This is a genomic window from Legionella shakespearei DSM 23087 (assembly GCF_000373765.1).
Lineage (GTDB): Bacteria > Pseudomonadota > Gammaproteobacteria > Legionellales > Legionellaceae > Legionella > Legionella shakespearei.
In genome coordinates this window covers 154851-167746 of record NZ_KB892404.1, presented here as the reverse complement: position 1 = coordinate 167746, position 12896 = coordinate 154851, and the positions used below count along the sequence as shown (strand labels likewise).

The window sequence follows — 12896 nt, the reverse complement described above, 5'->3', positions numbered from 1 at the left end:
TAAGAGGCAGAACCCATGTTCCATTCATTTTTTCGCAAATTTTTTAGACTGCTTGACTTTTTTGCAGCGTTAGTTATTGCTTTTATAGGACTTTTAATTTTATTAATCAGAAGATGTTTTGGAAAATTTAAATTAAAACCACAAAAGAATTGCCTTCTTTCTATTTCAAAGGATGGAATTAACCGGATCATAGAATGTAATCCTCCTGGATATCTGGAGTGGTATTTTAAAAGACCACATGCTGAAAAAACTTATGTACTCTATTTAGGTAATGAAAAAAGCAAGGTATTTCGTTTTGGAAAAAAAGTTGTAGGAATCAATATTCTGATGCCTTTAGATAGGTTAAAAAGATTTTTGCCTTTTACTGCAAGGACAATGCAACAATTGTGGGGGTTAGCAATCACGCTTAATGTAGTGAGAAAGATATCACCAAAGGTAGTTGAAGTGATGTTCCCAACCAAATTAGCATTACGTGCTATGCTACTAAAATGGTTAATGCCTATAAAATTAGTGACTCAGGTAAGGGGAAACTTTAATTTAATTTATTACTTTAATCCTTTTCCAACCTTTTTCCCGTTCAAAATTAAGACTCCATTTTTTGAGGTTTTGCTGATTACTTGGGATAATTTAATCAGTTTTCTTTTTTATCGATCCTGCGATCGAGTAATAGGTTATAATTTAAACAATATGTTAAGCGCTATTTCTAGCGGGGCATCTCCTCAAAAAGCGAAATTATCCAGAATAAAAATTGATTTATCTATGTTGAATATCCAAAAGCAAGAACGAAACCAGCTTCAGGAGTTGCCGCAAACAGGAAAAATTATCTCTCTATGGTCCAGATTAGCTCCAGAAAAGCTGGTATTGGAAACTGTACAGGCCTTTGAAAAATTATGCAGTATGACTAAAGAGGAACTTTATTATGTCATTATTGGAGATGGTCCCGAGAAATCAAAAATTCAGTCATATATTTCAAACTCTCCTTTCCAAGAAAGATTTATATTATTGGGCTATAGAAACAGAGCATTTATCGCTCAAACAGCACTTCATTCTTCTCTTGCAATAATTTCATATGGAGGTAGTTCTTTGGTTGAAGCAGTTCTGCTAGAGGTTCCTGTTGTCGCTTTTGATATAGAATGGCACAATGAGCTAATTCGTGATGGGGAAACAGGGTACTTAGCTGATTTTCCAGATACTGCTCATATGGCAGAAAAGATGTTCAAGTCCATTAATGATCCTGCTCGATCAAAAGAAATGGTGTGTTCAGCCAAGAATTTGGCTCAAAGAATGTTTGATGTTAAAGTAATTGATTTGAATGAGTCCCGATATTACCTGCCTCTTTTTGAGTAAAGCATTTATTTAGAGAGTGCCATTTTTACTGTGTAAATGGTCATAATCCGGTATCCTAATCAGCCTTGAGTAAGGATGCCATTTTTAGTGAATAAGGATTTATGACTAGGAATATCAGTGACGAAATGTTGGGGCTTGGTAGGTAATGTGAAGACTCAAGATGATTTATTTTGGCTCTGGCGGGGATAATCAAAGAGTTATCTCGGCGTCTCATGGAACGGATGTTTGAGGCAGAAATGACTCGTCAGCTTGGCTACAAGAAGCACTCGCCTGAGGGACATGGCAGTTGCACTGCACGGAATGGAAAAAAACAGAAGACAGCAAGGACAGGCAATGGTTAGATTACAATTTATGTTCCCCGAGATCGTAATGCTGAGTTTCAACCCATTTTAATTGGCAAACGTCAGACCCGTTTAAATAGCCTCAATGCGCAGGGATTGACTCTGTATGCAAGGGGAATGATCAGGTTCCCGCATTAAAGGTTTGGCAATATAGATAAAAATTGATTATCTTTCGTACGCTGGAAGCAGCGTAAGATTTGTACCAATATTCAGTACCTGGCTAAAGTGATTGGTCAAATTTAGATGCGTTTACCGTGTGTCTCATCAGCATTTACTTGAGCAAGGGTATGAAGTATATTTGCCTTGTTTTAAGAAAATCTGTCGCCATGCACGCAAAACAAAAGAAAATTAGAGCCTTTCTCGTTATCTTTTTTGTGGAAATAGATTTGGATTCAGATTCATGACGTGTAAGGACGGTCGTTATAATTGCTCAATGTTGGCTATTTAGGTGTGGAGGTTGGGGAAAACTTGGCCGGTATTTGGTTTTCTATTTCCGATATATTGAATAATTTGATTGAGATGAAACGTTACGTTGATAAAAACGATACTTTTAATGAGGTGATAATGCACTTAAAAGGAAAAAAGCTGGTTATTATTGGGGGGCAGGTAGCATGATGGAGTTAGCAAAAAGCAATTTTCCTATTGCCCTTACCTTCGATATTGATTGGGCTCCTGACTTTGCTATTCGGAAGATTGTTTCTATTTTAGAAGAACACAATGTCCCTGGGACATTATTTTTAACACACCCTTCAATTTTTGTTGAAAGCTTAAAAGATCATCCTCTTATTGAATTTGGAATCCACCCTAATTTTCTTCCAAGATCTTCACATGGTCAATCTTTAGATGAAGTTTTCGATTATGTATTAAATTTATGTCCGAATACAAAAGCGATACGTACTCATGGACTCTTTCAAAATTCGCATTTGTATTTTCATATTCTAAAGAATTATCCACAAATTCAATATGATTTTTCTTTATATATACCAGACAATCCATATCTTACACCTTTTACGTTTGAAAACGAGGCGAATAATTCTCTTATACGGATCCCTTATCAGTGGGAAGATGATTTATTCCTTTTATCCCAAGCTAATTCCAACAAAAATAAACCTATCTTATTCGATCACGGCTCATATCAAATATTTGATTTCCATCCCATTCATGTTTATTTGAATTCACACAGTCTTTCACAATACGAGAATCTGAAGGTAAAGATCCAGTCATCTTTATCATGTATTGAAGAATTCGAGGCTCAATCATATGTGAGTGAGAGATATGGTGTGTGCTCTCAGTTACAAACTCTAATGACCAACACAACAATGGATCGATTTGTCTTTGCGACACAAATCCCCTATCTTTTGTCCCATAGTATGGATTTGTAGGGGAAAATATGAACATAGGAATTATTGGCAGAACAAGAACACTTTTAAATACAGTAAAAATTCTTGTAGACGAAGGCTATCCAATTAGATTTTTATATACGTGCAGATCTGAGCCTTTTTACGATTGTGAATCTGTTGAATTTGAAAATTTGGCAAATGAAATTGGCGCTGATTTTTATAATGATTTAAATATTAATACAGAAGAAAGAGTTAATACGCTTTCGTCATATCAGTGCGATTTGGCTATTAGTATGAATTGGCTGAATGTACTTCAAGCTCCTATTTGCAAAGCGTTTAAAAATGGTATTTGGAATGCGCATATGGGTGATTTGCCTCGTTATCGTGGAAATGCATGCCCCAATTGGGCTATTTTAAACGGTGAAGAAAAGATTGGCCTTTCAATTCATGAAATGGTTCCAGGAGAACTGGATAGTGGAGATATCATTTTAAAAGAATTTTTTCCTTTAACCGAAAAAACATATATTGGTGATATATATCAGTGGATGAATGTAAAAATTCCTGAACTTTTTCTTGCAGGGATCAAACAACTTCAACAAGGTGTATTGAACAAAACACAACAAAGTTTGATACCAGGAGATGCTTTGCGTTGTTACCCTAGAAAACCCAATGATGGGAAAATCAATTGGTCTGAATCAGTAAAGAATATCTATGCTCTCGTCCGTGCATCTTCTGCCCCATTTTCTGGTGCGTTTTGTTTTCAAGAAGATGGACAATGTATTTTTATATGGGAAGTAGAACCTTTTATCCATAACTCTCCGTTTTGTGCTATTCCAGGTCAAGTAATGATGAGAGATAAAACAGATCCTATTATCGCATGTGGAGATGGAGCTTTGAAAATTACAAAGGCTTCTACACCCAATGGTGAAGATGCAAAACCAACAATATTAAAATCGTTAAGGAATAGATTAATATGATTAGTGATTTAGTAAAAAACCGTGGTAGCGGAACTGAGCACAGAGATGAAGCGCTTGTTCCTGGTGCTACAGCTAATATTTTGTGATGTGAATACGGTGTAACTGCTGAAGCCAAAATTGATACCACCAGCCTCTTTTTGAGTAAAGTATTTATTTAAATTTTCAATAGATTATAATTGATCATCTCGAAATATTAGCGGAAAATTTTGTAAATGATCTTCTTCCTTTGCCCCCTTGTACTGATCTGTTGCATATTTCTTAGACTTATACCCAGAATTATATGGAAAGATTTCAATGGAACAGATATTTATTTTCATCTTTATTACATAGATCTTCTTAAGAAGAATAACAACAGACTCCCAAAACATGAAAAGCGTGTTTATGGAAGTAATGAGTGCACTTATCCTTTCTTTTACCATTGGTTATTGTCTTTTTTTCCAAATTCCTTTATCAGTTTTTGGGATAGGTTTTCTGGCTTTGTATTTGATTTGCTAAATGGTCTTCTTGTAGTTACTGTTTTATATCATATGCATTTGATTTCTTTCAATGATGCCCTTCTTGTACTATCAGCATATATTCTTGCTCCTGGTTTAACATTCTCTTTCATTGGGCCACGCCCATTCTCATTAACACCTCGCAATTTTTCTCAGTTTGTTTTTTTGTTAAGCTGCTTTTTTTTAATTATCAGTCTCTCGAATTCTTTAGAGATTTCTGATTTCAATTATGTAGCATTTTCAGTTGCTTCTATTTTATTTAGCATATTATTACTGTCATCCAAGTTTGGAACTCAAGTTCTGGTTTCTTTATTATTAGCAGGAATTTTTGATTTCAAGATTGCATTATGTATTGTATTGTCAGCCTTTTTTGCTCTATTTTTCCATAGATCATTTTTTATTCATCAAATTAAGGCGCATGTCTTACATTTGGATTGGTATTTAAAATATAACTATCCTTTTGTTAGTCATAGAAGTAACTTCTCTATCTTAATTAATTTTATAAAGAGTAGGAATTTGAGAGGTGTTTTTTATGAAGTGGTTTTTTTTAATCAGCTATTTACTTCTATTTTAAGACATCCCACTTACTTTCTGGCTCTAGTGCTGGGCATTGCTGGATACATGCATGAGACTTTAGAGGGCTATCAGTACTATCTACTAATTATCCTTACAGTGCTATTTGTCCCATTTATTGTTACTAATTTTGGTAAGGCAAGAGTTTTAGGAGAGGCAGAGAGGTATATAGAGTTTGCCTATCCTTTGCAAATAATTTTGTTCTTTTCTGTGATACCTCAAGCTTATACTTCAACCTTGATCTCATTTATTTTAATTTATAATGTCATTTGGTTTTTATATAATTTATATCAGCTCAAACACCAATATGCTGCTCGCTATTCATTTAGTAATTTATTTTCACATTTGGATCGCAAGGATATAAACCTATTTTGTTTAAATAATAATGAGTCCTGGATTTTCCTCAAAAATACTAAGGCCAATATTATTGGCTTTTTGGTCAATGTTTCAATGCAAGGTCAATATCGGATTTTTTTTGAAAAACTATTTGATAAATATCCTATGGTTAATCCTAAATATCTGCCTGAACTTTGTTTGCAGTATAATGTGACTCATATTTTACAAAATAAGCAGTCAAAATCAGGGGATGTATATGAAGGTGCTATTTCAGCATTAGGAAAATATGTAAAAATTTTCGAGGATACACAATATATACTTTATGCGCATAAACCTGAGCTGTAAAATCCGTAATAGGTCAAGGGGAGATCTTGCCCCTTGCTCCGCTGTGTAGCCCGGTCTGCTTGCAGCCAGGATAGAGCAGGCACAGTCCCCGGCTGCAAGCAGACCGGGCTACACAGCCGAGCTACGGCCGTTCTTTGATAGGGGCTGACCTTTTACTAAAAAGCTAAGTAACCGGTCTGCCGGGTACCTAACTTTTTCGTGCAATAATTGTAATCCCAGCAGGTTCAATCACTTGCCTTTCTATGGACAGGGATGCATTTTGGCACCATTGTTCCACTTCACTGATACTATGGCGATGGGCATTTTTAGGTGCATACCAATCATAATTAATGTGATTCATTTCATCCAGGGTCAAATCTTCATGATAAAAAGCTTTAAAGACATGCCAATAGAATAAGCGTTGCAGATTAATTTTTCCCGCAGGGATGTCCAGCAAATCAATAGATTCTTCTATTTCTATATCCAGATTTAATTCGCCTAAGGTTTTTCCTAAACGGGTTAATGGCATTAAAGCATCCCATCCCTGTATGGGTGTCATTGCTTGTAATTTGTCACGTAGATAATCATCAACGAACTCTCTTATTGGTCCCTTTTGATTATATACATAATACATAAAATACCCTTTTGGCTTTAACAGCTTTGCCAAAGACATAAAGGTTTGTTCTGTATTATCAGTATGATGCATGACACCTTCAGAAAAGATGATATCAACGGATGCTGCATTGACAGGTAAATTTGCGATGTCAGCCTGTAAAAATACTGCATTGTTAAGGCCTCTTTCCATAAATCGTTGTTGGCAGACATCTACTGCTGAGGAAATATCTACACCGAGATAGTTTAGTTTGTCACAATGTGAGCCCCAATATTCCAGAGCAGACAAACCAGCCCCGCATCCTGCATCAAGTAAGACGGGTTTATTTTCAAATGAATTTAATATCTTATTTGCATCATCATATCGCTCTACTAACCATTGGCGCATGCGATTCAGGCTTTGAGGGGATTCAAAAGTATCTCTTTTATTCCACTTAAAACCAAAGGTTTCCTTAGTCTGTTGCTGTTGCATCGATACTGAGCGCTCACATCTGATAAGACGTTCATTCTCTTTTATAAATGATTCATCTTTGGCTAAAAGAGGGGATAACCAAGAGGGAAATTCACTACTTTGTGCAGGATTCAATTCAGTAACTGATTCAACAAACATATGTCATCCTTTATTTTTATACTTTCATTTAGCGCTCGAAAAAACATATATTTTGTCTCAAACTAAGGAAATGTCAATAGATTCTTTTTGCTCTTCACTATATTTAATCTTTAGACTTCTTTCAACACTAATGTTAAAAGGAAGTTACTCTCTCTAGTTTCTATAAAAACTTATAGTGAGGCTGAGCTATTACAAATATAATTTATTTCAGAATAAAATTTTGGTCATATTGGATCTAAAATACTTTGATCGTAATCCAGACTTTGCTTCACTTGTAGGGGCGGCTATTCCTATCCAAACAAAACTATCAGGCTAATCGGATTTTTGTCGATGATAAAACTTGTTGAGCTGCGACTAGTTGATTATCTTGGGCTAATATTTTTTCAATTACAATTGCTTTTCCATTACCACAAGATATAACGGGATAACCAGTATGTTCCTCAAATGCTACAAGCTGACCTGGAAGTCCATAAATTATAGTATCATATGGTTTTGCGCGCGTTACCCTAATCTTTTCTTCTTTGTAAAAGAAGTATGCGCACGGATAAGGAAGTGATCTAGCTCTTATCCCCGACAGTATATTTTCTGGTTTATCAGACCAATTAATTTCTCCATCTTCTTCCAATAACTGTGCACAGTAAGTTGCATTCTCATGACATTGATGTGATTTTTCATGTGTGTCGCTTATTATTTCAGGCCAAATTATCCTAAGTTCATTTAAGACTTTTTTCTCCAATTGTTGCCTAGCTTCATCAATGTACAACCCTTTGTTACGAATACTGGTTTGCAATATAATATCACCTGAGTCCATACCCTTATCCAAATAAAATATCGATGTCCCAAGTTCTTCTTCATTGTTTATTATTTGCCATACCAAAGGTGAACCACCACGATATTTGGGCAACAGAGAATGATGTATTCCAATAACACCGAATTTTGGAATCACTAATGTTTCCTCAAGAAGGAGCTGATACCATCCATTTACAAAACATAAGTCTGGTTGGTAATCTTTGACTATTTCATGGGTCACAGATTTAGATTTTGAAACAAATAAATCCAAGTCATATTTTTTTGCATGTGCTATAAATTCATCCATTCGATTTCTTGGATCTTTACTGTCATCACATGTAATAACTCGCGTAATTAAACCTGGAGATAGCTCACTTATAAGTTTTAATGTATCTAAGCCAAATTGCTTACTGCCAATAAATAAAGCTTTCTTAATCAATGATATCTCCGGGTTTTTAAATGCTATTGATACTGTTTTAGATCTTTCTGCTAAGCTATTATTTTTGTTTCAAACACCTCTGATTTTTCTTCTGCTCAGTCGATTAGTGAGCAAAATATTTTCCTATTATAATGTATTTCGATGCATTCAAACATATGATTTTTTCTAAACTGTAGGATTTTTACCATACCTCAGCTTTCCATTGACGTATTGGATATTAAGCGCTATTAATTTGGCGATGACTATCGTTGAGAATTGCAAGATTTAGAATCTAATAGGTTTTTAATTCTTCAATGAAGGGCGCCAAGGCCTTTATCATTTTCAGTGGTATCAACATAAACAAGGACATATCTCCAGAAGGCAACCATACGAGAAACGAAGTCTATTTGTAATTACCTCCTACAAGCTATAGTAAAAATGCCTTCGATTCATTAGCTCAATTTACAGAAGGTTTTTTTATGGAGAAAACTCAGACCACGGATTAACCACAATTAGTTACCAAAAATTTCGATCCAGTAGCTAAAGTTTAATAAAGACCATATTAGCAGGCGTTGATTTTCAATACCACTAAAATGCCTCTCGATTTTAGATGAAACAAAGTCATGATCCAAATAATTATATAAAGCTGCGTTCCGGGGCAATAATCTGTGTTTAACCAAATCGATGCTTTGCCCTTTAAACCAGCTGTTATCCGGTGAAGAAAAGCCTTGCTTTGCTGCGTTCAGATACTCAGACGGCATGTATTTGCTCAATGCTTTTCTCAAAATCAGTTTACCATCTCCACCAGGTTTGATGCTGACTTGGTGTTTTGTACCAACACGGTTCTCATCAACCTGCATTTCTGCAGATGTCTTTTTCACTTTTAGATGAACTGGTATTTTTTGCGCAAAGTCTACCAAATCATTATCTAAAAAGGGGACTCTGGTTTCTAATGAGTGCGCCATTGATAATTTATCTTCTACTAACAAAAGTCCATGCAAGAAGGTTTTGGCTTCGAAGTATAACGCATTATTAATAAAATTATTTTTGCCGGAATCGATATGCTTGTTATAGACGTTATAAAAAGTATTTTTTATCAGGTCGGTATTGACATGTGCAGCCAGAGGGCCAAATGCACTATTTAAATCTGAGATTTTAATGAGGCGTTGCCAAAAATGAAAATACTCATTCACTCGTTTACTTTCATTGCCATGGCGATCACCGAGTTGATAACGCCATGGGTAGCCGGCAAATAATTCATCGCCGCCAGTTCCCGATAGAACCACTTTCACAAATTTGCTGGCGAGTTTTGCGGCATAAAAATTAGGGTAACTTTGTCCTACCCTTGGTTCTTCCATATGCCAGGCAAATTCATTGAGGCATCGCTCCATATCGCCGGATTTTAATACCATTTCATAATGTTCTGTATGATAGAGATAGGATAAGAGCTCCGATTTGGCGCGTTCGTCAAAACTGAGTTCCAACCCAGATACATTATTTAAATCAAAGCCCACGGTAAAGGTTTTCATGTAGGGCAAATGATTGGCAGCTACGGCTGTAATTGACCCGCTATCCATACCACCACTAAGATAACTGCCGATTTCCACATCACTGACAAGCTGTCTTTTTACCGCCTGTTCAAAAAGATAAGCTAGCTCACCGGAGTAATCTTCTTCGGAGCGTATTTCTGTAGATTCGGTGAAGTTAAAATCCCAATGTTGCTTGATGATGTTTTTGGGATCATTGCCAAGATAAACTTCCATATAGTGCCCTGGGGGGAGCAAATAAACATCCTGGGTTAAAGTCTGCTCTGAAATTAAATTTTGAAAAACAAAATATTCTATGATGCCGTTGGGATTTACTTTCGGTTTATCTTCAAGATACGCCAGAATTGATTTGGTTTCACTGGCAAAAACAAGTTCATTTTTTCTTGTTTTATGGTAATACAAAGGCTTTATGCCATAGCGATCGCGAGCTAAAAAAACTTTATTTCGTCTTTTATCCCATAAAGCAAAAGCAAACATGCCATTAAATCGGGTAACACATTCTATTCCCCATTCAATATAGGCATTAACTAAAACCTCAGAATCCGTTGTAGAAAAGAATTCGTAACCAATGCCCTCAAGTTCTTTACGGATTTCCTTGAAATTGTATATTTCTCCATTATAAGTAACCCATACATTTTGAGATATGTCACTTATAGGTTGAAAACCAGAGGGGCTTAAGTCCAGAATAGCTAAACGACGGTGGCCAAAATAGAGATCCCAATGATGTGCATTAAGATAGTTTCTGGCTTGGGGATCATCGATGCTGGGCAACATGCTCATTGTCGATGAATATTTTTTTTCAGTCAGCGCTTGATGGTATTGCTGTTCTCTGGGGTGATGAACCCCCGTTTGCGCAAGAAAATATCCTGCGCCATCAGGGCCGCGATGTTCTATGACATCGCACATGCTTTTAATTCGATCAGTATTTATCTTGCTACCTGATAAAGAAATAACTCCGGTTATACCACACATTCATAAGCCTTATTCATCTCTTGAATAACGTAATCAAATTCAACGGGGGTCATTTCTGCATACAAGGGTAGGGTGATACTCAAGCGATCTGAAATGTAAGAGTTGAGGAATTGTTCATCATGTAAATTGTAGCGGTTTTTGTAATAGGTCAGGGTATGAACTGCATGAGTTCCCTGACGTGTTGCTATACCGCGCTTTTCTAATTCCTGCATAAACAGGTTTCTTTTCACATTGATGGCATCAATTTTATCTTTAGTCAGTTCTGCCAGGTTGTTTCCCAAGGTAAACAGGCAAACGTAGGATTGGTAACCATGTATATAACCTTCAGAAACTGATGGTCTTTTTAGCCAACTGAATTTGCTGAGTGCTTCATCATATTGACTTGCTACTCCACGTCTTTTATTCATGATCCAATTAGCTTTTGACATTTGGCTAACACCTAAAGCACCTTGGAAATCAGTCATGCGATAGTTATAGCCGCGTATCTTGAATTCTGGTAGAAGAGAACCCCCATGCTCCTGATGACGTTGTAGATCTGATTTGGATGCCCCATGATCGCATAATTGAGTCAGTTTTGTATAAAGTTGTTCATCATCAGTCGTTAACATTCCGCCTTCACCAGTAGTGATTGATTTGCGCGGATGGAATGAAAAACAGCCAATATCACCAAAAGTCCCAGAGTGTTTGCCATCGAGCCAGGAATCAAAACCACAGGCAGAATCTTCAACAACGAAAAAATTGTACTTTTGTTTCAGCTCATTAATCTTATTGAGGTCGGCGCATAAGCCAAACAAATTAACTGGCATTACTGCTTTGATTCCCGACTCATTTTGAAGGATCTGTTCCAGTTTAACAGGGTCTATATTGAAGGTATCCAATTCTACATCACAAAATACAACTTCAGCACCTGTATATTCAACGGCATTAGCTGAGGCGACATAAGTAAATGAAGGAACCACAACTTTATCACCAGCGCCAACTCCAAGAGCTTCGAGGGCAAGGTGCAGGGCAGTGGTACAGTTACTTACTGCTTTTGCATACGATGTTTTCGTAAAGTGAACAAAATCTTGTTCGAACTGTTTTACATAGGGGCCTTGGACTACCCAGCCTGTTTTCAGAGGCTGAATAATAGCTTCCATTTCTGTTTCGTCAAATACTGCTTTAGTAATTGGAATATGCATTCTTATCGTCCAAATGTTAAACTAATTCTGCTTCTTCGCGTTTGCTAAAATCAAATTTACCGGTATCACGCCAATAAATGAGCTTTTCTAATCCCTGCGTCAAATCGTAACTATGTTCAAAGCTGATTTCTTTTTGCGCTTTGACTGGTGAGCCAATGCGATTTTTTACCAGTTGTCTGGCATCATCAGCACTGTAAGGCTTGTATATAACATTTAATTTTGAGTGCTTCAACTGTAATATAAGATCACATAAGGTCTTGATATTAGTCTGTATTCCGGTACCCACATTATAGAAGCCGAATTTTACATTTGATTCCAAGGCACAGATATTACTTCTGGCTGTATCTTCGACATAAATAAAATCATAAGCCTGTGAACCATCACCGTTGATAGTTGGCGCTTCATTTTCGTCTATTTTATTTAACATCACGGGGACAACACCGGAATAAGCCGCATGTTGATCCTGACCAGGACCATAAACATTCATGTATCTTAAGCCGACTATTTCCAGACCATAGCGGTCGTTAAAGGCGGTACACATTGCTTCACCTGAAATTTTAGTGGCACCATAAAAATTTTTATTGTTGAAGGGATGTTCTTCTGTCATAGGCACTTGCACTGCATCACCATATACAGATGCACTGGATGAATAGATTAATTTTTTAACTTTATGTTTAACGCAGGCTTCCAGCACATTAAATGTGCCGCCAATGTTTACTTCAAAAGCTGTTCTTGGAAAATCTTTACAGTGCAGAAGCCACATAGCGGCTAAATGAAAAACGTAATCTATTCCTTCAAAAGCTTTGTCAAGAACATCCAAATCACGTATATCCCCACCATATGGAAAAACAGAGCATCTGGGATCGGCAAGGCTGTCTTTAATATTATCCAATTTGCCGCGGGTAAAATTATCATAAATGATTACTTCGCCGACTTTAGATTTTAAAAGTTCTCTGACGACAAACGAACCTATAAATCCTGCGCCGCCAATGACTAATACTCTTGCGCCATTTAATTTACTCATGAATGAATTTC

General features: G+C 36.4%; 10 protein-coding genes and 1 pseudogene. 6 read left to right on the top strand and 5 right to left on the bottom strand.

Annotation, left to right across the window (positions count from 1 at the left end):
* The first annotated feature begins 15 nt into the window (after positions 1-15).
* The 6 genes and pseudogenes from B094_RS0109670 (at position 16) to B094_RS0109640 (ending at position 5753) form a co-directional block, all read left to right on the top strand.
* Positions 16-1347, top strand: a complete 1332-nt coding sequence (locus B094_RS0109670; RefSeq protein WP_018577610.1) for a glycosyltransferase — start codon at positions 16-18, stop codon at positions 1345-1347.
* Positions 1348-1517: 170 nt separating this feature from the next.
* Positions 1518-1826 (top strand): annotated as a pseudogene (locus B094_RS17705) (transposase).
* Positions 1827-2114: 288 nt separating this feature from the next.
* The gene (locus B094_RS0109665) at positions 2115-2303 is read left to right on the top strand and encodes a hypothetical protein (protein WP_018577609.1); all 189 of its coding nucleotides are present in this window, start codon (positions 2115-2117) and stop codon (positions 2301-2303) included.
* Positions 2300-3070: a polysaccharide deacetylase WbmS family protein gene (locus tag B094_RS0109660; protein ID WP_018577608.1), complete on the top strand. Its 771-nt coding sequence runs from the start codon at positions 2300-2302 to the stop codon at positions 3068-3070. The genes B094_RS0109665 and B094_RS0109660 overlap by 4 nt, the downstream gene beginning before the upstream one ends.
* Positions 3071-3078: 8 nt before the next feature.
* Positions 3079-4005, top strand: coding sequence for a methionyl-tRNA formyltransferase (locus B094_RS0109655; RefSeq protein WP_018577607.1), 927 nt, complete (start codon positions 3079-3081; stop codon positions 4003-4005).
* A 527-nt stretch (positions 4006-4532) separates the two neighbouring features.
* Entirely contained in the window at positions 4533-5753 is a 1221-nt protein-coding gene (locus B094_RS0109640) for a hypothetical protein (RefSeq protein ID WP_155823780.1), read from the top strand.
* Between the two features lie 187 nt (positions 5754-5940).
* On the opposite strand, the gene B094_RS0109635 is transcribed toward B094_RS0109640, so the two are convergent.
* The 5 genes from B094_RS0109635 to B094_RS0109615 form a co-directional block, all read right to left on the bottom strand.
* Positions 5941-6954 (bottom strand): class I SAM-dependent methyltransferase, encoded by a 1014-nt coding sequence (locus B094_RS0109635; RefSeq protein WP_018577603.1) that lies wholly within the window; start codon positions 6952-6954, stop codon positions 5941-5943.
* Between the two features lie 307 nt (positions 6955-7261).
* Positions 7262-8182, bottom strand: a complete 921-nt coding sequence (locus B094_RS0109630) for a methionyl-tRNA formyltransferase (protein WP_018577602.1) — start codon at positions 8180-8182, stop codon at positions 7262-7264.
* 491 nt (positions 8183-8673) lie between these two features.
* Positions 8674-10680 (bottom strand): asparagine synthase (glutamine-hydrolyzing), encoded by a 2007-nt coding sequence (gene asnB / locus B094_RS0109625; RefSeq protein ID WP_018577601.1) that lies wholly within the window; start codon positions 10678-10680, stop codon positions 8674-8676.
* Positions 10668-11861: a DegT/DnrJ/EryC1/StrS family aminotransferase gene (locus B094_RS0109620; RefSeq protein WP_018577600.1), complete on the bottom strand. Its 1194-nt coding sequence runs from the start codon at positions 11859-11861 to the stop codon at positions 10668-10670. Before B094_RS0109620 ends, asnB begins: the two co-directional genes overlap by 13 nt.
* A 16-nt stretch (positions 11862-11877) precedes the next feature.
* Positions 11878-12885 carry an NAD-dependent epimerase/dehydratase family protein gene (locus tag B094_RS0109615; RefSeq protein WP_018577599.1) on the bottom strand — a complete coding sequence of 336 codons (1008 nt, stop codon included), beginning with the start codon at positions 12883-12885 and terminating at the stop codon, positions 11878-11880.
* Positions 12886-12896 lie beyond the last annotated feature (11 nt).

Excerpts from the sequence above, each read along its gene's own strand:
- B094_RS0109620 (WP_018577600.1), bottom strand. The coding sequence starts at position 11,861 with ATGCATATTCCAATTACTAAAGCAGTATTTGACGAAACAGAAATGGAA.
- B094_RS0109640 (WP_155823780.1), top strand. The coding sequence starts at position 4,533 with ATGCATTTGATTTCTTTCAATGATGCCCTTCTTGTACTATCAGCATAT.
- B094_RS0109635 (WP_018577603.1), bottom strand. The coding sequence starts at position 6,954 with ATGTTTGTTGAATCAGTTACTGAATTGAATCCTGCACAAAGTAGTGAA.
- B094_RS0109655 (WP_018577607.1), top strand. The coding sequence starts at position 3,079 with ATGAACATAGGAATTATTGGCAGAACAAGAACACTTTTAAATACAGTA.
- B094_RS0109670 (WP_018577610.1), top strand. The coding sequence starts at position 16 with ATGTTCCATTCATTTTTTCGCAAATTTTTTAGACTGCTTGACTTTTTT.
- B094_RS0109615 (WP_018577599.1), bottom strand. The coding sequence starts at position 12,885 with ATGAGTAAATTAAATGGCGCAAGAGTATTAGTCATTGGCGGCGCAGGA.
- asnB (WP_018577601.1), bottom strand. The coding sequence starts at position 10,680 with ATGTGTGGTATAACCGGAGTTATTTCTTTATCAGGTAGCAAGATAAAT.
- B094_RS0109660 (WP_018577608.1), top strand. The coding sequence starts at position 2,300 with ATGATGGAGTTAGCAAAAAGCAATTTTCCTATTGCCCTTACCTTCGAT.